This is a genomic window from Halalkalibacter akibai JCM 9157 (assembly GCF_000513135.1).
Taxonomy (GTDB): Bacteria; Bacillota; Bacilli; order Bacillales; family Bacillaceae_D; genus Halalkalibacter; species Halalkalibacter akibai.
Genome location: NZ_BAUV01000033.1, coordinates 18,718 through 42,601, shown reverse-complemented (window position 1 = coordinate 42,601; position 23,884 = coordinate 18,718). Strand labels below are relative to the sequence as shown.

The window sequence follows — 23,884 nt, the reverse complement described above, 5'->3', positions numbered from 1 at the left end:
TTGTCAGATATAATTAATTCTTTATTATTTGTTTATAAATTCTCACCTTTATCCATAAAAAAGAAGAGAAAAAGGATTATTTTACATCTTCCACAAAAGCTTCACCTACCAGGTTACCTCCGCCAGAACGTAAACTAGCCTTTTCTTCTAAAATCATCTCATCTCTTACATTTTTAATTCGTTCACTCAAATTAAATACTCTCTTTAATTGTCTAAATCTATTTAAACATCATAATTTAACGACATACACTCCAAATGGTTCAATTTGTATTTTTCCATCTAACTCAACATTACTTAATAATTCTATTCGTTTCACCTTAAGATAAAGGTCTTGCTTTTCGCTTGAGTAATTTAGTAGAAAGGCATAACGGTCTCCGTTTACTTGTGCTCTAATTGACAACTCAATCTGCTGCGGAGGTTCCATTACTTCTTCTACAGGAGAGACCATATTCATTTCATCAAGCAATTGTAATGCTATTTTATAATTAAAGGCACTACAATAATAGTACACACACCCATTCCCTACTTGATTCATAGTTAAAGCTGGAGATCCTTTAAAGTACCCTTCAGAAAACGTCCCCAATACTTGGACAGACTCAGCATGTATCGTAACTATATCTACAAATTGCTCTGCTATGCATTCAGTATAGCCATTCCTACCAAAATGAATAGTAGGTGCTTTTTCATTAGGACCGATAACTGTAAAGTCCTGTAAAGCAACCCCTGTAAGTTGAGATACACCCCCTGGAGGCACTTCTGTCGAATAATGACCTTCAATTGTTTTATAGCCGGTTCTACATCCGAATATGACTTTACCACCTTGTTTCACATATTGCTCTAATAAAAATGCCGTATTTTCTGTCATAATTGCAGCATGCGGATAAATAACGACATTATAAGCCATTAGATCGTCAATGGTAGTTTGTTCATTCATATACAAAGCATCGACAGGGATATGCTGATATTGAAGAACTTTAAACCATGAAAGAACGCTTTGATTTTGCAATTTACCATGCCATTGATCTAGTTCCCCATCCCATTCATTTGGATAATCACGGATGATAGCTACTTCTGCTTCATAATGACTCCCTATAATGGAAGTGCCAATCATTTTCATTTCTTGACCGATTTTTTTCGCTTCCTCCATTTGTCTATTCGGTTGACCATGTGGATTGTTTAACCCGTGCCAATACATTTCAGTGCCATATGGCGCAGTTCTCCATCTAAAATAAAGAAGCATATCTGCCCCATGAGCAATGGATTGATAGGTCCATAATCTCATTTGACCAGGCTTAGGAGAAGGCATAATCATTTGATTATTCCAGCCACCAGAACCTGACTGCTGTTCCATTACAGCAAATTGAGAAGAAACACTTCTCGTTTTCGTTAGATTCCAGCTCCATTTCCGGTCTAGTAGAGGAAACTCCTCCGAATCAGGATAAATCGTACTAAAGTTTGGATAAGAATCATATGAGTAAAAATCAAGGCATTCACGAGTTAAGCGATGATTATCTAAATGATCAAACATTCCATTCGTCGTAATCCAATGCTCCGGTGCCTCTTTCCGGATTATCTCGGCTTGAAATTTTGCAAAGGAAATCGTACTCTCCGAGAAAAATATAATTTCGTCTAGTCTCTGATGAGGGTTAGGTGATTGACATGTCCCTTCTCTGGTAAGGTGAACTTGCTCCCAGTCGTTATAAGTTTGATTCCAAAACGTAGCCCCCCACGCTGTGTTTAAAGCTTCAAGAGATACATATTTATCTTTCAACCATTCCCTAAATTCTTCATGGTCAGAATTAGAATAAAAATCTGCAATATGACAATTTAACTCGTTATCAATTTGCCAACCAATTACAGCCGGATGATGTCGATAATGCTTGGTCATCCGTTCAACGATTCGAGCACACATTTTTTTATAAACAGGTGAATTATAGTTGTAATGGCGTCTTTCTCCGTGTTGAAATTGCACCCCTGATTTAGACACATTTAACACCTCAGGGTACTTATAAGTTAACCATGCTGGTGGTGTCGCAGTAGGTGTGCCGAGTATAACTTTAAGCCCATAACTATGCGCTAGATCAAGAGCTCTGTCAAATAAATCAAATTCAAAATTTCCTTCTTCAGGCTCAAAAATGGACCAAGCAAACTCACCCACTCGAATGACATTAAATCCAAGATTGTGCATGTCCCTGTAATCCTTACTCCAATTTTGTTCAGGCCACTGTTCTGGATAATAACATACCCCTAAATGAAATTCGTTCAGTTCTAAACCCATAATCCTAACCCTCCATAATCTACTACTAATTAAAATTAAAGCCCTTTAGAGACTACACTAAAAAGAGGAATGTCATGATTCAAATCCACTCCCCTTTTTTTGTATTATTATTTCATTAGGTTGTTATAGCTTATTTTAATACTTTCAAGAGCAGGTCCATCACATTGATCTTGCTCAACGATGAGCCATTTCACTCCAATTTCTTCTGCTGTTTTCACTACAGCATCAATATCAATCACACCTGTTCCGACCGGTGCAAAAAACTTCTTAGGCTCAACCTTCATATCTTTTAGGTGAACCATCGGACAACGCCCTTCATATTTCCTCATATAGTCAGTAGGCGAAAGGTCTGCATATTGCACCCAATAAACATCGCATTCTAATTGAACAAAATCCGGTTCCGTGTTTGAGAGCAAAATATCTAACGCAAACTCACCGTCAAATTGTTCAAATTCGAAAGCATGATGATGATAGCTAAACTCAATTCCAGCTTGTTTACATTGTTCTCCGACTTGATTAAACAACGAAGCAAGCTCCAGATATTTATCTTTAGACTTCCAATACTCTTCTGGAATATAAGGGCAAACGATATGATTGACACCCAGTTCCGAATGAAAATCAATTACATTTGAGAGATTGTTTTCTAATTGAGTTAAAGGAACGTGACTTGAAAAACCTAATAAATCAATGCCATTTAATACGTTTTTTATTTGCGCTGCAGAATAGTCGCCAAATCCTGCAAATTCAACTCCTTCATAACCTATTTCTTTTACTTTTTTTAAAGTTCCAAGAAAATCAGTTTCCATTTCCTCTCGTAATGTAAAAAGCTGGATTCCAAGTGGTAACGATATCATTTTAGGACACCTCTTAACCGGATTATTGTAAAGAAACAAATACTCGCTTCTTGGCTGATTCAAGAGCAGCTAAAACAACATGTAATGATTTCATTCCTTCTTCACCTGAGATACTTGGTGGTGTTCGAGTAACGATGGCTTCAACAAATTCATCAATAACGCCACTTGCCAGTTGTCCACCTTCCTCATTCGTCGCAATTCCCCCTACCTTATATTGCTCTACAGCACCATTAAGTAATTTTACGACCACTTGAACATTAGGATCATCTTTTATCTCTAACACACCATTTTCACAATAAATTGTTGTTGTGTTATCTTCTCCCTTGTAATACGTCCAACTTGCAGCCATTGTTCCGATTGCTCCACTTTCCATTCTTAAAATGCAAGTAGCGTTATCGTCTACATCCCCATGCTTATGTAGCGTCTCAACAAAGGCCCCAACTTCCACTACTTCTTCCCCTAACAGGTAGCGCATCAAGTCCGTTTTATGAACTCCTAAATCCCCCATTGCGCCTACAATCGCTTTGTCTTTTTTAAAAAACCAGCTGTCTTTACCTTGAATACTCCAACGCTCCGGACCACCATGCCCGAAAGTAGTCTTAAAGGTTAACACCTTTCCAAGTTTGCCAGAATCAAGTATTTCTTTAGCTTTTACGTGAGGGGGCATTAGTCGTTGATTATGACCAATCATCAAATACACCTTATTCTCATATGCGGCCTTGATCATCGCTTCTGCTTCTTCTAACGAAGTAGCCATTGGCTTCTCACATAATACATGTGCTCCTGAATTTGCAGCAGCTATTGATACTTTCGCGTGATCGACATTTTGTGTACAAACACTAACTGCATCTACTTGCTCATTAGCAAGTAGTTCCTCATAATCGGTGTAAGCATTAGCTCCATATATTTCTGCATATTCTGATGCGAGCTCTTTATTAAAATCACAAAACGCTACAAATTCAACATTTGGATTAGCTGCATATTCTGGAATATGACGGTATTTTGCGATACTACCACAACCTATTACAGCCACTTTAATTTTTGTCATTCTTTTACCCCTCTCAAAATTTTTGAGCTTAAATTAAACCCACCACATCTCAGCTAATGGTTCTCTCATAATAACTGGTTTTAAGTTTTGAACCGCACGATTAAATCCTTCTTCAATTGACATTAGACCGTCCTCATGTTCAATGCTCACTGCGCCATCATAGCCAACTAACCGTAAGGCGCTTATAATATCAGCCCATGTTTTCATATCGTGGCCGAAGCCAACCGTTCTAAAAGTCCAAGCACGATCCTGCATATTTGCATATGATTGCATATCCATTAAACCATGCATGTTTACGTTATTCTGGTCAATATAAGTGTCTTTAGCATGGAAGAAGTGAATCGCATTTTTCTTACCTAATATTTTAATTGCTTCTACTGGATCAATACCCTGCCACCACAAATGACTTGGATCAAGGTTTGCTCCGATCGCTTCAGACGTTGCTTCTCTTAACTTTAATAATGTTGCAGGTGTATGTACTAAGAAGCCCCCATGTAATTCTAAAGCAACTTTAACATGATGATCTTTCGCGAACTGTCCCCATTTTTGCCAATATGGAATCAACTTCTCTTCCCACTGCCATTTTAAAATTTCTGCGTATTCCGTTGGCCATGGCGCAAGTGACCAGCTTGGAACTTGAGCTCCTTCATAAGCTCCAGGAGTACCTGAGAAAGTAGTGACAACTGGAACTTCAAGCTGCTCTGCTAGTTGTACAGATTTCACAAATGTGTCATGACATTGAGAAGCGAATTCTTTGTCAGGAGTAAGAGCGTTACCATGGCAGCTTAAACTACTAATCGTTAACCCTCTATCATCGACGGCCTTCTTAAATTTTTTTAATTTTGCAGGGTCATTTAGTAATTCATCGAGATTACAATGAGCATTGCCAGGATAACCTCCTGTTCCTAACTCAATCGTTTCAACTCCAGCTTCTTTTACATAATCTAACATTTCCTCAAATGGCTTCTCTGAGAATAGAACCGTAAATACGCCTAATTTCATAATAACCCTCCTAAATTAAGTGAGATTCTACTTAGACTGCTTGATCAAAATTTCGAATAGTAAATTAATAATTTCCTATTGAACACACCCGTTTAAATAGAAACAATTAAAATATAAAGCCATCAAACACTTGTAATAGGTTTTGTAAACAAAGTTGAAGTTTATATTGGCTAATCCATATCCAACAGGTAAGATTTCCTATGGATTAGCCGAACCTACTACCAATTGACATCCGTCTGTTTACCCCCTAGTGCTTAACAGATCCTTCTGTTAGACCCGCAATAACCTGTTTACTGAATAGTAAGAAAACAACAAGTAAAGGTAATGTTGCTAGGAATGTACCATTTAAAATCATTCCAAAGTCTTGTGAATAAGCCCCATTTAGCGTTCTTAAAGCCACTTGAATTGTGTGCATACTACGATCTTTTAAAACGACTAACGGCCACAAATAGTCATTCCAAACATTCATAAACGTAATTAAACCAAGAGTAGCTAATGCTGGTTTTACAACAGGTAGAACAACTGCCCAGTACAAGCGGAAGTTAGAGCAACCGTCAATACGTCCTGCATCAACTAACTCGTTTGGAATGGTAGAAGAAATGTACTGCCTCATCCAAAAGACTCCAAACGCATTTACCATGGCGGGAACGATAAGGGCACTTAAACTATTGATCCACCCTAATTTAGCAATAATCATATACGACGGAATTAATCCTAGTTGAACTGGAACCATCATTGTCGCAATAATAAAGAAGAACAGTCCATTTTTCCCTTTAAACTGTAACTTAGCAAATGCAAATCCTGCTAATGAACAGAAAAATAAAACACATAGTGTAATCGCACTCGCAGCGATAAATGAATTTACTAGCGCTTGGAAGAATTGTATATTCGAGAAGACATTATTCATATTTCCAATAAAATTCGTTCCTGGTAACATAGCTGGAGGAAATTTATTGATAGCAGCTGTTGTGTTGGAACCAATAACAAACATCCAATAGAATGGAAATACAGAGAAGAATGTAAACAACACAAGACCTACGTATACTAGTATTCGACTTAAACTATATGGCTTAACTCCAACCTCTTTCATATAACTTCACTCCTAACTATGCCGACTTTATTTTGTTAGAGAAGAACAAATTGATTAAAGAGAAAATAACGATAATGATAAACAATAACCAAGCAATAGATGATGCGTAACCAAAGGCATTTCTTACAAATGCTTCCTCATATAAGTATAGCGTTAAAGTAAGACCTTGATTGATTGCACCACCACCACCACCTAAAAACGTTTGCGGCTCAGCGAAGATTTGCATTCCACCAATAGTTGATAAGATAACCGTAAATATAATCATTGGGCGAATCATCGGAATCGTTATATGAAGGAATTGTTGAAACTTAGTAGCTCCATCTATGGTAGCTGCCTCATACAGATCATTTGGGATACTTTGAAGTGCTGCTAAATAAATGATAGCGTTGTAGCCAACCCATCTCCACATGACCATTGTTGCGATTGCGACATGTGCCCCAAGATAAGAACTTCTCCAGTTAATCGGATCAATCCCAACAAATGATAGGACATAGTTAATAATTCCGTAATGCTGACCAAAAATCGCTCCAAATACAATTGAAACAGCTACTACTGAAGTGATATTAGGTACAAACACCGCTAAACGGAAAAATTGTTTCCCTTTCAAAAACGCCTGATTAAGAATAAAAGCTAGAGTTAATGCCATTATTAGCTGAGGAACCGTTGATAAGACCCAAATACTTAAGGTGTTACCAAGTGCTTTCCAAAATAGCGGATCATTCATTAGATTTGCATAGTTTCCTAATCCTATAAACTCTCTTTCACCGAGTATGTTCCATCTATGAAATGAAATATAGGCCGTGAAGATAATAGGAAATACACCAAAAATACCAAACAGTACAAAGAAAGGAGAAATGTAAAGATAGCCTGAAATATGATCTTTTGTACTTTGCTTCCAATGTTTTTTAGGTTTTGGCTCAATTGGACTTTGTTTCTTTTGCTTAGGAACGATAGAATGATTTTGACTTTCAACTCTAGCATTTTGCTCCATAAAGCTCCCCTCCTATCAACTTATAAATGAAGGGTGACTCGAAAGTAATATTTCGTCTTAGTCACCCTAAATTTTTTAATTAACGTCCGATTTCTCTTTCAAGTTGATCTAACGCTGTTTGCCAACTTGTTGTAGGATCTTGCTGCCCATCTCTTACTCGGTTAACTGCGTCATTCAAAATAGACTCAACTTGAATAGACTCAGGACCTTCAATTACATGTTGCACTTGCTCTGCAGCTTTTGCATAGATTTGTCCTACAGGAGCACCGTTAAAGTAATCGTTTGTGTAATTTACCATTGCTTCAGAGTCAAAAACTGAAGGAGTTGAAGGGAAATTACCATAAATTTCAAATGTTTTTAATTGTTGTTCAGGTGAAAGTAACCATTTGATTAACGCATATGCTTCTTCTGGATGCTTTGACTCTTTAGGAATTGTTAAGAATGATCCACCCCAGTTACCAGAACCCTCAGGTAGAGCTGCAATGTCCCATTTACCTGCGCCATCAGGAGCGTTATCTTGAATCGTGTTCATCATCCAAGCTGGTGCTAAGATAGTAGCGAAATCACCATTTGCAATACCAGTACTCCACTCAGTTGACCATTGGTCAAAAGGAGTTACAAGATCTTTTTCAATCATTTGAAGCGTATAGTTCCAAGCTTTTTCAATTTGAGGATTGCTATCGATAATTAGCTCACCATCTGCGTTGAAATACTTTTCTTTCCCTTGACCTTTCATTACTGCGAACATACCAGTTGCAGCATCTAGCATGTATTTACCAGTTGTTTCTTTTACTTGCTCAGCTACTCTTACATAGTCATCCCATGTTTGAATAAGAGCTTCAACCTCTTCACGATCAGTTGGTAATCCCGCTGCTTCAAAAATTTCAAGGTTATATACCATAGCTTGAGGACCAATATCTGTAGGAATACCTAGTAAAGTTTCTCCATCCATTGTTTCGCCTTGTTGCCATTTCCAATCTAAGTAATCACCTTTTAACTCCTCAGCTCCAAGGTCATATAAGTTATTGAAATGTTGAGGCGTACCTTTCATACGGTCAATTCCTTTAACTTCAATTGCTGAGATGTCAGGAGCCCCGCTACCTGCCGCTAAAGCTGTTGTCAAGTTAGTATGAACATCATTGAATTCTGCAGTTTGAATGTTAACTTTAATGTTTTCATTTTCTTCTTCATACTGTGCGATTAATTCTTCTAACCCCATTCCTGGCCAAATCCACATTGTTAACTCTACTTTTCCATCCGAAGATGAAGATGATGAATTAGAACCACCACACGCAGTTAAAGCAATCATCATGAATAAGGCTAGTGAAGCGAATAAAACCTTTTTAACTTGTCTACTCATTTTAAGATCCCCCTTTTGTAATCGCTTACAATTTGAACTCAAAAACTCAACCAACAGACTTGCATTAGCTCTATAAGGTAGGGCATCCCCCCTCTCAAAGTGTGAAAAGAAGTTATCTTTTTTTGGGTTACATGGTATGATAGCTTTTATTAACATAAAATTTAAAATTCTAGGTGATATTATGGATCTTTTTCAAAGTCGCTTCATGTTCGTTTTAGAAAAATTCACTAGTTTCTTTCTATTAAACATTCTCTGGTTATTCATGTGTATTCCAATTGTAACGATATTCCCAGCAACAGCAGCTATGTTTGCTGTTGTTCGTCAATGGATTAGACAAGAAGACTCTTCTAGTGTGTTTAAGCCTTTCTTTGTTCATTTTAAAGATAACTTTAAACAAAGTTTTCTTATTGGAATTATTTGGTTTGCTGTCCTTTACTCAATCGTGTTTAACTTTCAGCTGCTCGCTTCAATTGAAACACCTACATTAAATACGATCATGCTACCTTTTTTAGCTATCTTTAGTATTCTCTTTCTGTTTACTAGCTTTTACCTGTTTCCAGTTATGGTACACTTCAAGCTTCCAATAGTTGGAGTAATTAAGAATTCCTTTTTATATTCATTAAGTAAACTACATGTTTGTCTTTTGTGTTTACTTTTTGTAGCTGCTGGAGTTGCTTTATTTCTTATTTATACACTTACTATCCTAATCTCTTTTAGCTTAGTTGCTTATTTTGTTTACCGAGTATGTCATAAAACATTCCCAGTTGAAAATTCCTAGGTTGAACTTTGTTAACGTTAACATTATAAACAGTCGATGTTAGCGTTAACATTATTAATTATAATGAATGGTCACTGATGATAACGCTAACATTTTTGCTGTTGATTGAAACTGATTGAGTTTCGAATAATGATCTCAGGATCATATAAGATGTTTTCAACCGATTTATCTGGACACTCAATTCTCGCAATTAGTAGTCTTGCAAGATTCTGACCAATTTCAAAAACAGGTTGTCGAATTGTTGTCAGTTGTGGTTCTGCAATTTTATCTAACCATACACCATCATATCCACTAACTGAAAATTCACTTGGTATATCTTTACCTAGTTCTCGAGCTGCTCGGATAGCACCGAGAGCAATTAGGTCCGTAGAACAAAATAAAGCAGTGATGTCTGTTTTAGTCAGTAGATCTAGTGTTGCTTGGTAACCGTCTTTTTCTAAGGTTGATGTGTATCTTATGTAATTAAGGTTTACAGGTATTCCATGTTCTTCTAGAGCTAAGAGGTAACCCTCAAAACGTTGTTCAGCAAACGGTTCAGGGGAATCAATGACAAGCATTCCGATTTGTGTATGACCTTGGCTTATGATGTATTGGGCCATTTTATAAGCGCCTTTCACATCATTTACGTTAACCCAATCTATCCCTTTCGTTTCTCCGAATAAAACACATGGTACCTTCATCTTCTCTTTTAAGAGTAAGTCATCCCCTTTTCCTAATCCCATCGCTATGACTCCGTCACACTTATAAGGAAAATCCCAATCTTTTCGAAACAACAAGGAGTAGTGATTATGACTTAATTCACAGCTTATTCCACCTATTAACTTTGTTATAAACGGATCAGAGGTATCAAACACTTGTGGATGAAAAAGATGTATAGTTCTCGTTTTGTTTGTTACCAGCGCTTTAGCCGTATGATTTGGTTGAAAACCAATTTCCTTCATAACTTTCTCAACTTTTTTTCTAGTAGACTCTTTTACCTTTTCTGGTGTATTTATCACTCTTGAAACAGTTATTACAGAAACCCCAGCTTTTTTCGAGACGTCTTTCATTGTCGCCATTTCCTTCACTATCCTTTACATTTGAAAGATCCTTTCTCTTTTAAGATAGCGCTTACATTTGTTATATTACAGCTTAGTTACGGCGTTCGTCAATACACTTTTAGAAAATTAACAAAATTCAAAATGTTTAGTTCGAATTCCGCTGTAATAATTGATAAATGATATTTTTTTGTAAAAATAACACTTCGGAACTTAAAATAGTACTGACAACTAACAATTTTTAATTTCAAAATTATCTTATTCCTTTTCCAAAAGAAATTATGGTATTATTTATAGAAGTTTAGAAGTTTATTTATTTATCATTAAAAATAATGAAAGCGATTTCAATTTAGGGGTGATTTGATATGTTCGTTATTTCAGATACCGAAGAATTACAAATGACTTTTAGAGTTTTATACGATACTTTTGAAATCCCTATTCAACTTTTAGATAATAATGGTAATGTATTATGGAAATATCCAATTGATTTTACTCCATCCCCTGTTTTAGCCACTAGCGCATGTCATAATGCGTTTCATGTACCTATTATTCACTCAACTGATACATTAGAGAATTATTTCTTTATTCATCTGAACAAACCTTTAAAAGGAACCGTAATTGTTGGACCTTCTGTTTACTCAAAATTGTCTGAAGACCATCTACTTAGTTTAATCAATGATCTACCTATTACCAATACCAATAGATTTATTGGCTACTATCAATCACTCCCAGTTCTCAATAAGCAAAAGTTGATCCAAACAAGTGCCCTATTTTACTTTGTGTTATTTAAACGTCATTTAGATGTAGAAACCATTATGAAACAAAATAAGATGCTCGAACCTTGTATACCCCCAGAACAAACTGCCTTATCTCTTTCTGAAAAAAGACAAAATGTGACGTTTCACTATGGAAGATGTTTTGAAAAGAAGCTCCTCCAAGCCATTAAAGATGGTAAGAAAGATCAAGTTCTAAATTGCCTCCTTAATCTTCCTGAAAATGGTAGCTTTGGAACCTTGTCCAAAAAAAGTTTTGTACGTAATCAAAAGAACATTTGCATTGCCGCGATCACACTAGCAACACGAGCTGCAATGGAAGGTGGGGTAAATCCTGAATTGGCTTATACCCTAAGTGACTTGTTTATTCAAAGTCTTGAAGAATTCAAAGAAATAAAAGACATAGAAAAATTAATGGAAAATGCATTGTGTACGTTTGCCGAACGGGTGGCTGAGGAAAAAGGGCAAACTTATTCTATAGCAGTTACCACTTGTCAAAATTACATTTTTAAACATTTATATGAGGAAATTACTCTTAAAGATCTTTCCGATCTAGTTGACTTAAACCCTTGTTATCTATCTGTTTTATTTAAAAAGGAAGTAGGAATATCTTTAACTGAGTTCATTCAAAAATCGAAAATTGAAGAAGCTAAAAATCTACTTACTTTAACAAATGATTCCCTAACTGAGATTTATGCTTGGTTAAATTTCACGGATCAGAGCTATTTCACTAAAATATTTAAAAAATTTACTGGTTTAACCCCTAAACAATACCGAATCTTACACTCCGTACATACTTAATGAGATCTCATGAGAAAACGCAGTTGAGTAACCCAACTGCGTTGCTTGAATTTATTATTTTTTATTTTTCATCTGGATTTACTAATAAGATTTTCCCTTCTTTCAATTCTACGCGTAATTTATTGGCACCTTTCATTCCAATTGCATCAAGATAATCTCTTGGCACTTGGATACGACCAGCGCTGTCTACAACGGTCAGTTCAACATGTGTATCCTCAAATTCTTCTTGACCTTGGTTAACTTCCTCTTCAAGAAAAAATGAGCGTCTAAGTATTTCACTAGACGTTTTCCCGTCTCTTATCGCAACAACTCTGTCCATTTTTCTTGTTAATTGTGTATCATGTGTAACAATGATTATAGTTACTCCTAAGTTTCTATTTAAATCTCTAAATACATCTAAAATGATATCAGCTGTTTTTGTATCGACACTGCCTGTTGGTTCATCCGCTAGTAAGAGACTTGGATTATTGGCAAGGGAGATGGCAATCGCTACTCGTTGTTGTTCTCCTCCAGATAAAGCCGTTAATCGACTGTGTAAGCGATGACCCATTCCAACCTGCTCAAGTAAGGCAATCGCATGGTCACGTTTACGTCTCCCCTTAAACAGCATAGGAAGCTCAACATTCTCAACTGCGGTTAAATATGGAATTAAATTTCTAGCATTGTTTTGCCATACAAAACCTACTGTTTCAAGTTTATACTGAACCAACTCCTTATCAGACATTCTAAGTAAGTCTTTGCCGTCAACAAGCAATTTTCCAGCTGTTGGTCTGTCCAAGCCTCCAAGCATGTTTAAGAGTGTTGATTTTCCACTACCGCTGTTGCCAATGATCCCCATTAATTCCCCTTTTTCAACTTTTAGATCAAGACCTTGCAGGGCCATTACTTCTGTATCATCATCTACTTTATAAATTTTAACTAAATTTTGACAATCAATCATTAGTCCTCACCCAACTTTATCGCTTGATGAATTTTTACTTTCTTAAGGAACATTACTAATACCACTAGGCCCACCGTTAACATAAATAAAACAAACAAGTAAATTTTAAGTTCATCTTGAGGATCGAACACTACCGAAAATGGTGGAACCATCTCGGTGGGATTTAATGACAATTTAAATAGAGGGACAAATAACCTACTTGTTACTCCTCCAATCACGATTCCTAACAAACATGCCATACCTGAAGTCAGAATTTGCTCCCAAACCATCATGCTAACCAGTTTCGGCATCGGCATTCCCATCGCTCGGTAAATCCCATACTCCAAAGTCCGGGATTTAATCGTGATCACCCAGTATAGGAGAAATCCAATAAACGTGATTAATATTGAGATCAGGAAGCCAAGAGTCATCGTTCCGTTAATTCCTAATAACAAGGCACTATTTTTCAACTCGACTATTTTTGGTTGCACATCACTTAATTGAGTAATTGGGAGTTTCAGTTCTTTAATTTCATCATATATAGAGGATCTAGTCACCTCTGGCTTTACTTTCATCCACACTTGATATGGTTCTAACCCCATCATATTCTGAACGTAAGGTAAATTGGCTACGAGTAGTGCCGGGTCCGCCCCTTCATTATCCCTATTTATCGGATTAAAGGTGGGCCAATACTCAATCACTCCGTAAACTACAAATTCCCCAGTAGAAGAGCCGTCCCACTGAACTGTCAGATAATCACCTGTCTCAACCCCCAATGAAGAAGCAACTGTATCTGAAATCAAAACAGCACTAGGTTCTTTTGCTAGGAGGTTCAAATACTCGTACCAATGGTGTAGAAGAAGCGATGATTTAAACCAAGCTGTTTCTCCGAATGCCTTTGGTTCTATCGCCATAAATTCTATTGACTGACGAGTAACTCCCTCACTAATCGCTGTCACATTTTGTTTTTTAAATACTTTAGTAACACTTTCTACCCCTGCTAAATTCATAAATGGCTCAAATGCAGGTTCTGTATAAGATACCTCTGCTAGATTTAAAACTGGAGTTACATCTGTGCTTTCTTCCGTAGCAGAAGCAAGCGCCGGTAAGGAAACTCTTCTACTCTGCCATAAGACATCAACTGTTACTTCAGCTCCATTTCGATAACGTAGCTGTTCTTCTAAATTACTATTAATCGTTCTTGCTGCACTTGCACTAAAAACTCCGATTGCAATCGTCATGATTAAAAATAGCATTAAAAATTGATATTGTTTTGTCGATCTACTAACTTGAAGAAAGGTACTATATAAAGACAACGACCATATTTTCTCTCCTAATTTATAAATCGCTTGTAGACAGAATGGATAAATTCTTAAAATGAACAATCCAAACCCAATAATAAAAAGAGCTGGGATAAAAAATAAGAGTGGGTCAATGTATAACTCATTATAATTTCCCCCCATTGAAAATAATTGTTCTTGTCTTCTATAAAAAGTAGTTAAACCATATAAGGATATAGCTAGTAACCCTATATCAATTAAAATTGTATACCAATTGAATTTATCTTTCCTATTTGCCATTTTTTGTTTATGGCTAACAATACTTTGCCTTGAAGCTTGAAAAACAGGAATCATAACCATAACTATCGCTGCTAAAACCGCAAGGAAAGCATACAAGTATGACTTCGGCATGAGAGTAATTGGTAACGATGACCGATCTACAAACTCAAGAAATCCATTTGCCGAACCTAATAATTGACATAGTAATAAGCCTAAATATGGTCCAATTAAGAAAGCCAGAAAACCTAATATCGCGATTTCAATAAAATAAATCCATAATATCTGACTTCTTTTTGCACCACGACTGGCGAAAATAGCAATCTCATTTAGTTGCCTACTAATAATTAACCTTGAAACCATAAATAAGTAAATCGCCAACATAACTAGGATAGGGACATTTAATGACCAGAGCATAACAGTCAATTGGTTGCCTTTTGTCTCATACCTCTTTAAAATATCTTTAATTGGAAAATGAAACATAATCGTGCCATTTTTCACTTTTCCAATTTCGACTTTAATTTGATCTTCAAGCTGTAACAGAGTTGAGATATGTTCGTTATTTACTGCATGATAATCAAATGATGTGCTAAACCTCGCTAAACCAATCACTTCATCATGCGATTCTAATAACTCACCTCGAAACAACTCTTCACGAATAATAAAATCTCGATTAAAAAGATCTGGATTCATTGTCCAATATGGATCTTGCTCATCTTTTAATTTAAATGTTCCTACTGGTTTAATAAAAAATGATTTTTCGTTCTCTCCTGCCTTAAAAACGGTGTTTAAGACCATTTCTCTCTCTAGCAATGCTGATTCGGGCACTATTGCCTCGAAAACCCCATCCACCAATGTTGGACTCGGTAATTTTCCATCAGTTAAAGTAATATGTTCAAAAATACCTGTCATCATTAACATTCTAGCTGGTCTTTGCGATGTCGTATTTCTATCTTCTTGTTCAAATTCAATTTTTAAAGGTGATGTAAAAACAACCTGTGTGGACGTTAAAATAGGGAGACCGGTTTTGTGTGTCAGATTTTCATTTATTTGTTCAACTTCCGACAGTGCCTCCTTAGGACTAGGAACCACATCCTTTGAAAAATTATCAGTAAAATAAAATTCTCCTGGAAATTGATTGTTTTTTCTTTGATGATCTTCAAATTCATTTATTAGTAACTTCTGCATAATACTTGAAGTGTAAGTTGGAATGCTTGAGACAAGTGAAACCGTAATAATTAAGCCGAGGAATAAACTTCCGGTGAGCCAACGGTTATTGATCATTTTCCTTAAAATTACTTTAAAAATAGCCACCACTTACTCCTCCTATCTTAAAATTACTTTATCACCTTCATTTAATCCCTTTATTACTTCAACTTCGGTTGTTGATATAATACCAACTTCAATGTCTTGCTCTTTTTTAGTTTGGCCATCCACTATCTGTACATAAGAACGACCCACTGCTGTTCTAAGAGCGCTTTTAGGTATGAGTAATGCATTTTCTTTTTCTGCTGTAATCAGTTCAATATCAGCTCGCTCCCCTACTCCAATCTCATTAGGGAGTTCTTCTAGACGAACTAAAATACTTCTCCCATATAAATCTGGATTCGTCTCATAAATATCGCTTGGAATGTCGTTGGGTGTTTGTACGACGTTTCCCTTCAATTCAGAGTCACGATAATCAATCGTTGCTTCCATGCCAATTGTCACTTCATTTACAACATCTGCTGAAAGTGCTGTGTAAATAAACAGTAGATTTGTTGTGTCTGCAACTTGGATAATAGATTGATAGGCACCTAATATTTCACCTTGTCTTGAATCTGTTACAAAAGTAACTACTCCATCAATTGGTGAGGTGATTTTAGATTTATTCAAAATGGATTGAAGTTGTGCTAATCGTAACTCTAGACCTTCTAGGTCTAATTCCCCTATTTGTAAGGAATACGTGTCTGCCTTTTGTGCTTTAAGTTGTTGCAGTCTAATTTTCGCTTTTTTTAATTCTATTTCTAGCTGCTCAATATCAAATAACAGGGTGCCAGTTTCAATTTCCGCTAAAAGTTGACCTTTTTCAACAAGCTCTCCTTCAGAAATATGTATGTTTTTTAAACGTCCTCCATCCTGAGTATAAAAAAGGTCGTGGCTCTCCAATGGGATGAAATTCCCGCTTCCTCTTACTGCTGTAGTGATGTCTCCTAACTCTACTTCTGCAACGTCATATTCAATTTGAGCAGGTTCTACTAAAGGTGGTGCTAGAGCAGCTTCTTCTTTTGGAAGAAGTGAACAACCTGTTGCGCTAATTAATATAACCGTTCCTAAACTCGCTCGGACAATCGCTTTTAGTTTATTAGAGTTTTTTTTCATAAGAAACCTTCCTATCCTCCAATGTGTACACATTCTCAAGCATGTCTAAAATACCAGGGTCATGTGTCGTCATAATAATCGTTGTTTCTTTGTTTTGAACAAGTTCTTGAAAAACGTTAATAATGTGAAAAGCCATCCGACTATCTAGCTCAGCAGTTGGTTCATCAGCTAATAGTAAAACTGGCTTAGGCGCTATCGCTCTGGCAATTGCAACTCTTTGTTGCTCACCACCAGATAATTCAAATGGTCTGTGCTTTGCCCGTTTGTTGAGGCCTACTAAATCAATTGCATCTTGAATTCTTTCCTTCCACTCATTACGCGGTACTCCAGCTACACGAAGTCCAAATTCAACATTTTCTTCAACGCTTAGTAAAGGAACAAGACCAAACGATTGAAAAATAAAACCCATCTTTACTCTTCTGAGTTCAGAGCTTTCCTTATCTTTTAATCTACTTATTGGAGTCTCTTCAAAATAGACCTCTCCTTCAGTGGGCTGATCTAAAGCTCCAATTAAATTTAATAATGTTGTTTTTCCTGATCCTGATCTTCCTTTTAAAGCTGTTAACGTATGTGGCATGATCGAGAATTCAAGATTCTTTAACACCTCCACTTTTTTGTTAGCGCTTTCAAAACTTTTTGTAAGATTTACTGCTTTTACAATTGTCTCCACTGGCTATCACAGCCCCTCTTGAGTTATCAATCTTCTTCTCCACACCACTGAATAAATATTAGAATATTTCGTTAGTTGTGAATTGTAAGTATTATAACACCTAACTCATTATCTGGCGCTTAAAGAATTCTTTTTTACAGAATTAAATATAAAATTCTTGTTGCTATTTCCGTTTTCTGTATTACTATTAAAAGAATAATAACATAGTTCAGTGAATAAACTAACTTTTATGATTAACGTTTTCTATTAAACTATAATTAAACTTAGGAGATTTTTATGGATAAAAAAGATGTTAAAAAGCTTTCTCTTTTTGCAATTACATGGCCTATCTTTATTGAAACCTTCCTCCATATGACCTTAAGAACAGCCGACACGTTTATGTTAAGTAAAGTGTCTGATGACGCCGTTGCAGCTGTTGGAGTTTCTAATCAGATTGTTATGTTTCTTTTCTTTCTTTTTCAAGTTGGGGCAACTGGTGCTGCCGTTGTAGTTGCTCAGTATCTAGGTGCGAAGAAATATAATGAAATTCGCAGTTTGGCCTGGAATGCCATTACGTTTAATTTCTTATTTGGATTAGTTATTAGTATTATAATGATCTGTTTTAGCGGCTTCTTCCTTAGTTTCTTTCAGCTTGAGAAAGAGTTATTTGATCAAGCAAGAATCTTTTTAGTTATTGTTGGTGGAGGTTTGGTATTGCAGGCACTAATGCTAACACTCTCTTCTATTATTCAAGCCCATGGATATACAAGGGATACGATGTTTGTAACCGTAGGGATGAATATTATTAATATTATAGGTAATTACGTGCTCATATTCGGAGTGTTTGGTTTTCCACAGTTAGGGGTAACTGGTGTTGCCATTTCAACTGTTGTCAGTCAATTTTTAGGTTTAATCGTTAATTTTATGATTTTGTTTAAACGAGTTGATATTCAGCTGAAATTTAAAGACATGATTGATTGGCAAAAGGACCGTTTTTATAAAATTTTAGGTGTTGGAATTCCTACAGCTATTGGTCAATTATCCTACTCTATGAGCCAAATTGTAACGACTGGTTTTATTGTTGTTTTAGGCCCCGAACTGTTAACGACTAGAATTTACACGTTAAATATCTTATTTTTCATTATCATTTTCTCGCTTTCTTTAGGACGAGGAACTCAAATTATTGTTGGCCATTTAATAGGGGCAGGCGAGTTTGATAAAGCCTATAAAGAAGGAATGAGAAATTTAAAGCTAAGTATGCTACTTGCTCTAGGAGCTGCTACATTGATTGCTTTATTTAGAGAACAGTTAATGGGGATTTTTACAGATAATCCTCTTATTGTTTATACCGGTGCAACATTACTAATCATGGGCCTTCTTCTTGAACCAGGTCGGTGTTTTAACATTGTTCTTGGTCAAGCAATTCAAGCGGCAGGTGACGCTCGCTTTGTGATGATGTGCTCTTTCATCATTATCTGGGGATTTAGCGTCCCGATGTACTACCTCCTAGGCATCCACTGGGGATTTGGCTTGTTCGGCATTTGGATTGCATTTATTGCCGACGAATGGCTAAGGGGCTTAGTACTATACCGCCGTTGGCGAAGCCGGGTCTGGGAGAAAAAAGTTCTTGTTAAGCATGAGAAGAAAAAGATTGAAGTTACAGGTTAATTTATCTACCCCCACAAGGACACTTGACCTTGTGGGGGTGATTTATTTTACAACACATTTCTTGTATAGAAAAATAAAAACTTTAAAAAAATAAGAAAAAGAACTCAAGGAGAGATCTATTTGAAGAACGTATCACTGCAAGTTGAAAAAATGAGTTGTGGTCATTGTATACCAACTGTTGAAGAGGCATTAATGACCGTTCATGGTGTTATTATGGTAAAAGGAAATGAGAATAATGATCTTGTCCAAGTGCAATACGACGAAACAATAACTGATTTATATGAGCTTCAAGATGCCGTACGGGAATCAGGTTACCTAATTATCTAGAAAGAACCCTTAGCATACTGCTAAGGGTTCTTTCTAAGTAGCTTTTTCTAAAAAATTCATTCTACCTTCTAACAAGATCTATAATGCTTTTTACAATTTACACGGTTTAGCTCTCTAAGAATTTAAAAGATTTTATAAAGTTAATAAAAATGATTGATTATTTGATTAATTGCTCATATAATGAACACGTGTACATTACTAACTACTTACTTGGAGGAGATTACCATAGCTAAAAGAAAAGATGTTGCCAACCTAGCCGGAGTCTCCGAAGCAACCGTATCACGAGTTTTTAACAATGTTACACACTTCGGGAAGAAACAAAGCGTAAAGTTCTTGAAGCTGCTAATGAGTTAAATTACCACCCTAATGCAATAGCTCAAAGTTTTGCAAAAGGAAAAAGCCGTAACATTGGTGTTATCGTTCCTTATATGCCAAAAGTACATTTATTAACTACTAATTATTTTTCAGAAATCTTAAGTGGGATTGGATTTACTTTAGGGCAAAAGGATTACGGTTTGCTACTTCTCTTCCAATCTTCTACTGAACCAAAAGATTACGTGCAACTTTTTCAGACACAAAAAGTTGATGGATGTATTATTCTTGGCGCTAAGGAGACACCAGGTGAGCTAGAGCAACTAAAGAAATTACATGAGAGGCACTTTCCCTATTGCCTAGTTAATCAAACTTACGCTAATCTTCCTTTTCATTCAATTGACGCTATGCATTATGAAGGAAGCTTCGATGCTGTTACTTTGCTTATTCAAAAAGGATTCAAGCGGATTGCTTTCTTAAATGGACCAATTCGGTTCTCTAACAGTAGTGAACGCTTATCCGGATATCAAGACGCATTGAAGAAGTCGGGACTCAAACTTACCTCTGATTTGATTTTTGAAGGTAATTACAGTCGAACAAGTGGCTAAAGGCCGCAAAAGAAATTGCCGCAAAGATGGACCAAATTGATGCTATTTTTACTGCCAATGACCGAATGGCTATTGGTCTTATGCAAGGATTGGTGGAATACGGTTTTCATGCAGGAAAAGATTACGGAATTATAGGGTATGATGATTCAGACATCGCGACAATGACTATTCCAAAACTAAGCTCTGTGAAGGTTCCCCTTTTTGACTTAGGCCAAATTGCCGCTGAGAAAGTACTTGAAATGTTAGAAAAGCCACCAACGGAGCAACTTCGTGTACGATTACCTGTTACAATTATGGAACGGGAATCTGTTCGAACTATATTGAAATAAAGGAGTAAATAAAATGGAAAAAATTAATATTGGTATGATCGGATATAAGTTTATGGGTAAAGCTCATAGTCATGCTTACCGTGATCTTCCTATGTTTTTCCCAAAACATATTCATCCCGAAATGAAAGTGATTTGTGGTCGTAATCCAAAGGACGTTGCTGAAGCGGCGACTCAGTTTGGCTGGCAAGAATACACAACTGATTGGAAAGAACTAATAAAACGAGATGATATTGATTTAATTGATATTAATGCACCTAGTGATGTACATAAAGAGATTGCCATTGAAGCGGCAAAGGCAGGTAAACATGTTTTTTGCGAAAAACCGTTAGCGCTTACATTAAAGGATTCTAGAGAAATGCTTGAAGCAGTTGAAGCGGCAGGTGTTAAACATATGGTTGGCTTTAACTATCGTTTTGCCCCTGCCGTTATGTTGGCTAAGAAACTCGTTGACGAAGGAAGATTAGGAGAGATTTATCATTTTCGTGCTTGGTTTCTACAAGATTGGATTATTGACCCTGACTTCCCTCTTGTCTGGCGTCTACAAAAAGAAATTGCTGGGTCTGGTTCACATGGCGATCTAGGAGCTCACCTTATTGACATGGCGCATTATCTAATTGGTGATATTAGCGAAGTAATGGGGATGAGTGAAACGTTTATTAAAGAGCGCCCTCTTCCATCAAACATGACTGGTCTTACAGCAACCGGAAGTCAAGGTGGTGAAAAAGGTCCAGTGACCGTCGATGATGCCACGTTATTTTTAGCTCGCTTTGCAAATGGAGCAATTGGTAGTTTTGAAGCTACACGTTTTGCAACAGGACACCGTAGTACGAATTCGTTTGAGATTAACGGTAGCAAAGGAAGTGTCATCTTTGACTTTGAGCGCATGAATGAATTGCAAGTTTACTTCGTCGATGATAAAGAAGATGTTCAAGGGTTCCGTCGAGTATTAGCAACAGATGCTGCTCACGCTTATTCAGATGTATGGTGGCCTGCTGGACATACGATTGGATATGAGCACACATTTATCCATTCAGCTGTCGAACTAATGGAAGCGCTTAAAGAGGATCGCCAACCGGTTCCTAACTTCCATGATGGAGTTAAGTGCCAGCAAGTACTAGAAGCTGTAGAACATTCTATAAACGAACGTAGTTGGGTTGACGTTTCAAAACTTTAATTAAAAAAGGGGCTGTTTTAAATGAAAAAGAATGCATTAATCGTATGGGGTGGCTGGGATGGTCACGAACCTGATCAAATTGCTAACATTTTTAAAGGAATTCTAGAAGAAGAAAACTTCCAAGTGGAAGTGTCTCATTCACTTGATTCGTATGCGGATGTTGAAAAGTTAAAATCACTTGATTTAATCGTCCCCCACTGGACAATGGGCGAAATCGAAAAGAAATATGTATTAAATATTTCAGAAGCTATTATGAGCGGCGTTGGTCTAGCGGGCTGCCACGGTGGGATGTGCGATTCATTTAGAAACAATGTCGACTGGCAATTCATGACCGGTGGTAACTGGGTTGCTCACCCTGGTAATGATGGGGTTGAGTATATGGTAAATATTAAACACTCGTCAAGCCCTCTTCTTGAAGGTATGTCTGATTTTAAAGTGGTAAGTGAACAGTATTACTTACATGTTGACCCAGCTGTTGAAGTTCTAGCCACCACTCGCTTCCCGGTTGTGGATGGTCCACATGCAATGAACAAAGCAGTTGATATGCCTGTCGTTTGGACGAAGCGTTGGGGCCAAGGTCGTGTATTCTACAACTCACTGGGCCATGTAGCAAACATTGTTGCCATGCCAGAAGTTTCAAAAATTATGCGCCGTGGTTTCCTATGGGCTGCAGAAGGAAAAACATTGTACGGAGCTCAACCTGTATCATCTAATGGCAGATCTTATACGGGTATGGGAGATAGTCAGTAACAATAAACTTGTCTACTTGGAGGATTGGTCATGGAGAAAATAAATGTTGGTATCATTGGTTGTGGAAATATAAGTTCGATTTACCTAAAAAACTGCCAAGAATTTGGTCACATTCATTTAGTTGGATGTGCTGATTTAGATATCGAACGCGCTAAAGCACAAGCTGAGACATACAATGTTAATGCTTATAGTGTTGAGGATATATTAGCTGATCCTACCATTGACTTAATTATCAATTTAACAATACCTAAAGCACATGCAACAGTTTGTATTCAAGCATTAGAAGCTGGAAAGCACGTGTATACAGAGAAGCCACTCGCTGTCACTCGTGAAGAAGGTCAACAAATCCTAACGGTTGCTCGTGAAAAAGGTCTTCTAGTTGGCAGTGCACCAGATACCTTTTTAGGTGGCGGAATTCAAACCGCGATTGAATTAATCGAAAAAGGGGAAATTGGAACTCCAATTGGGGCCACCGCTTTTATGATTTACCGTGGTCATGAACACTGGCATCCAGATCCAGCCTTCTATTATGATGTTGGTGGTGGCCCTATGTTTGATATGGGTCCTTATTACTTAACAGCTTTGATTTCAATGCTTGGCCCTATTGACCGTATTTCTGGCGCTGCTAGAATTAGTTATCCAGAACGTACGATCACAAGTGAACCAAAAGCTGGCGAAAAAATTACAGTACAAACACCAACTCATATTTCTGGAGTGATGGAATTTACTTCTGGAGCGATTGGAACAATCGTGACCAGCTTTGACGCATTTGGTGGCTCTAGTCTTCCTCCTATTGAAATTTACGGTAGCGAGGGGACCTTATTAGTTCCAGATCCAAATACATTTGGTGGTCCTGTTCAAATTAGAAAAAGAGACGAGAAGCATTTTGTCGAGATTCCTTTAACACACGGATACGACGATAATAGTCGCGGTATTGGGGTGGCTGATATGGCACTTGCGATTAAAGAAGGCCGTATACACAGAGCAAATGGTGAGCTTGCTTATCATGCCTTAGAAGCTATGCATGCTTTTCATGATGCTGGTGCTAGTGGTACGTATTATAAAATGGAAAGCACATGCGCAAAACCACAACCTTTGGCTACAGATTTTCAGTTTCCTAATAAAGCATAAGTTATAAACGGAGAGTCGGGTCCCCTGCTCTCCGTTTTTTATGTTTATCGGTATTTATAGTCTATGACCTCTGCCCTACTTCCTTCCT

The 23,884-nt window shown here is 36.9% G+C and carries 22 protein-coding genes; 10 read left to right on the top strand and 12 right to left on the bottom strand.

Going from position 1 to position 23,884, the window contains the following annotated elements:
* Positions 1 to 229: 229 nt before the first annotated feature.
* The 7 genes from JCM9157_RS16175 to JCM9157_RS16145 all read right to left on the bottom strand — a co-directional run bounded on the left by JCM9157_RS16175 (position 230) and on the right by JCM9157_RS16145 (position 8,623).
* On the bottom strand, positions 230 to 2,278 hold the full coding sequence (locus JCM9157_RS16175; RefSeq protein WP_035666341.1) for a beta-galactosidase: 2,049 nt from the start codon (positions 2,276 to 2,278) through the stop codon (positions 230 to 232).
* A 107-nt stretch (positions 2,279 to 2,385) separates the two neighbouring features.
* Positions 2,386 to 3,132, bottom strand: a complete 747-nt coding sequence (locus tag JCM9157_RS16170) for a sugar phosphate isomerase/epimerase family protein (RefSeq protein WP_201768903.1) — start codon at positions 3,130 to 3,132, stop codon at positions 2,386 to 2,388.
* Positions 3,133 to 3,154: 22 nt separating this feature from the next.
* On the bottom strand, positions 3,155 to 4,180 hold the full coding sequence (locus tag JCM9157_RS16165; RefSeq protein WP_035666339.1) for a Gfo/Idh/MocA family protein: 1,026 nt from the start codon (positions 4,178 to 4,180) through the stop codon (positions 3,155 to 3,157).
* A 33-nt stretch (positions 4,181 to 4,213) separates the two neighbouring features.
* Complete coding sequence (locus JCM9157_RS16160) at positions 4,214 to 5,182, bottom strand: sugar phosphate isomerase/epimerase family protein (protein ID WP_035666337.1); 969 nt, start codon at positions 5,180 to 5,182, stop codon at positions 4,214 to 4,216.
* Positions 5,183 to 5,429: 247 nt separating this feature from the next.
* Entirely contained in the window at positions 5,430 to 6,272 is an 843-nt protein-coding gene (locus JCM9157_RS16155; protein WP_035666335.1) for a carbohydrate ABC transporter permease, read from the bottom strand.
* Positions 6,273 to 6,288: 16 nt separating this feature from the next.
* Positions 6,289 to 7,263: a carbohydrate ABC transporter permease gene (locus JCM9157_RS16150; protein WP_081734215.1), complete on the bottom strand. Its 975-nt coding sequence runs from the start codon at positions 7,261 to 7,263 to the stop codon at positions 6,289 to 6,291.
* Between the two features lie 79 nt (positions 7,264 to 7,342).
* Positions 7,343 to 8,623, bottom strand: a complete 1,281-nt coding sequence (locus JCM9157_RS16145) for an ABC transporter substrate-binding protein (RefSeq protein WP_035666332.1) — start codon at positions 8,621 to 8,623, stop codon at positions 7,343 to 7,345.
* A gap of 181 nt (positions 8,624 to 8,804) precedes the next feature.
* Here JCM9157_RS16145 and JCM9157_RS16140 point away from each other — a divergent pair, with 181 nt between their 5' ends.
* Positions 8,805 to 9,401: a YesL family protein gene (locus tag JCM9157_RS16140; RefSeq protein ID WP_035666330.1), complete on the top strand. Its 597-nt coding sequence runs from the start codon at positions 8,805 to 8,807 to the stop codon at positions 9,399 to 9,401.
* An 86-nt stretch (positions 9,402 to 9,487) separates the two neighbouring features.
* Here the strand turns inward: JCM9157_RS16140 and JCM9157_RS16135 are convergent, their stop codons facing one another.
* Positions 9,488 to 10,459 carry a LacI family DNA-binding transcriptional regulator gene (locus JCM9157_RS16135; RefSeq protein WP_035666328.1) on the bottom strand — a complete coding sequence of 324 codons (972 nt, stop codon included), beginning with the start codon at positions 10,457 to 10,459 and terminating at the stop codon, positions 9,488 to 9,490.
* Positions 10,460 to 10,803: 344 nt separating this feature from the next.
* On the opposite strand from JCM9157_RS16135, the gene JCM9157_RS16130 reads away from it, so the two are divergent.
* Positions 10,804 to 12,012 (top strand): helix-turn-helix domain-containing protein, encoded by a 1,209-nt coding sequence (locus tag JCM9157_RS16130; protein WP_035666326.1) that lies wholly within the window; start codon positions 10,804 to 10,806, stop codon positions 12,010 to 12,012.
* 61 nt (positions 12,013 to 12,073) lie between these two features.
* Here JCM9157_RS16130 and JCM9157_RS16125 read toward each other — a convergent pair whose 3' ends face one another.
* The 4 genes from JCM9157_RS16125 to JCM9157_RS16110 are packed head-to-tail and all read right to left on the bottom strand — an operon-like array spanning position 12,074 to position 17,518.
* On the bottom strand, positions 12,074 to 12,952 hold the full coding sequence (locus tag JCM9157_RS16125) for an ABC transporter ATP-binding protein (protein WP_035666323.1): 879 nt from the start codon (positions 12,950 to 12,952) through the stop codon (positions 12,074 to 12,076).
* Positions 12,952 to 15,801, bottom strand: coding sequence for an ABC transporter permease (locus JCM9157_RS16120; protein WP_035666321.1), 2,850 nt, complete (start codon positions 15,799 to 15,801; stop codon positions 12,952 to 12,954). Before JCM9157_RS16120 ends, JCM9157_RS16125 begins: the two co-directional genes overlap by 1 nt.
* A 12-nt stretch (positions 15,802 to 15,813) precedes the next feature.
* Positions 15,814 to 16,848: an efflux RND transporter periplasmic adaptor subunit gene (locus tag JCM9157_RS16115; RefSeq protein ID WP_035666319.1), complete on the bottom strand. Its 1,035-nt coding sequence runs from the start codon at positions 16,846 to 16,848 to the stop codon at positions 15,814 to 15,816.
* On the bottom strand, positions 16,832 to 17,518 hold the full coding sequence (locus JCM9157_RS16110) for an ABC transporter ATP-binding protein (protein ID WP_035666317.1): 687 nt from the start codon (positions 17,516 to 17,518) through the stop codon (positions 16,832 to 16,834). The genes JCM9157_RS16115 and JCM9157_RS16110 overlap by 17 nt, the downstream gene beginning before the upstream one ends.
* A 276-nt stretch (positions 17,519 to 17,794) precedes the next feature.
* Between JCM9157_RS16110 and JCM9157_RS16105 the strand changes: the two genes are divergently transcribed.
* From JCM9157_RS16105 to JCM9157_RS16080, 8 genes are all read left to right on the top strand, one after another.
* Complete coding sequence (locus tag JCM9157_RS16105) at positions 17,795 to 19,165, top strand: MATE family efflux transporter (RefSeq protein ID WP_035666315.1); 1,371 nt, start codon at positions 17,795 to 17,797, stop codon at positions 19,163 to 19,165.
* A gap of 120 nt (positions 19,166 to 19,285) precedes the next feature.
* On the top strand, positions 19,286 to 19,492 hold the full coding sequence (locus tag JCM9157_RS16100) for a heavy-metal-associated domain-containing protein (protein ID WP_035666313.1): 207 nt from the start codon (positions 19,286 to 19,288) through the stop codon (positions 19,490 to 19,492).
* A 180-nt stretch (positions 19,493 to 19,672) separates the two neighbouring features.
* Entirely contained in the window at positions 19,673 to 19,846 is a 174-nt protein-coding gene (locus tag JCM9157_RS26125; RefSeq protein ID WP_369384767.1) for a LacI family DNA-binding transcriptional regulator, read from the top strand.
* 74 nt (positions 19,847 to 19,920) lie between these two features.
* Positions 19,921 to 20,412 carry a substrate-binding domain-containing protein gene (locus JCM9157_RS25460; RefSeq protein WP_235715038.1) on the top strand — a complete coding sequence of 164 codons (492 nt, stop codon included), beginning with the start codon at positions 19,921 to 19,923 and terminating at the stop codon, positions 20,410 to 20,412.
* 26 nt (positions 20,413 to 20,438) lie between these two features.
* Complete coding sequence (locus JCM9157_RS25455; protein ID WP_235715037.1) at positions 20,439 to 20,741, top strand: substrate-binding domain-containing protein; 303 nt, start codon at positions 20,439 to 20,441, stop codon at positions 20,739 to 20,741.
* Between the two features lie 13 nt (positions 20,742 to 20,754).
* On the top strand, positions 20,755 to 21,915 hold the full coding sequence (locus JCM9157_RS16090; protein ID WP_035666311.1) for a Gfo/Idh/MocA family protein: 1,161 nt from the start codon (positions 20,755 to 20,757) through the stop codon (positions 21,913 to 21,915).
* Between the two features lie 21 nt (positions 21,916 to 21,936).
* Entirely contained in the window at positions 21,937 to 22,665 is a 729-nt protein-coding gene (locus tag JCM9157_RS16085; protein ID WP_035666308.1) for a ThuA domain-containing protein, read from the top strand.
* Between the two features lie 30 nt (positions 22,666 to 22,695).
* Positions 22,696 to 23,796 carry a Gfo/Idh/MocA family protein gene (locus JCM9157_RS16080; RefSeq protein ID WP_035666306.1) on the top strand — a complete coding sequence of 367 codons (1,101 nt, stop codon included), beginning with the start codon at positions 22,696 to 22,698 and terminating at the stop codon, positions 23,794 to 23,796.
* Positions 23,797 to 23,884 lie beyond the last annotated feature (88 nt).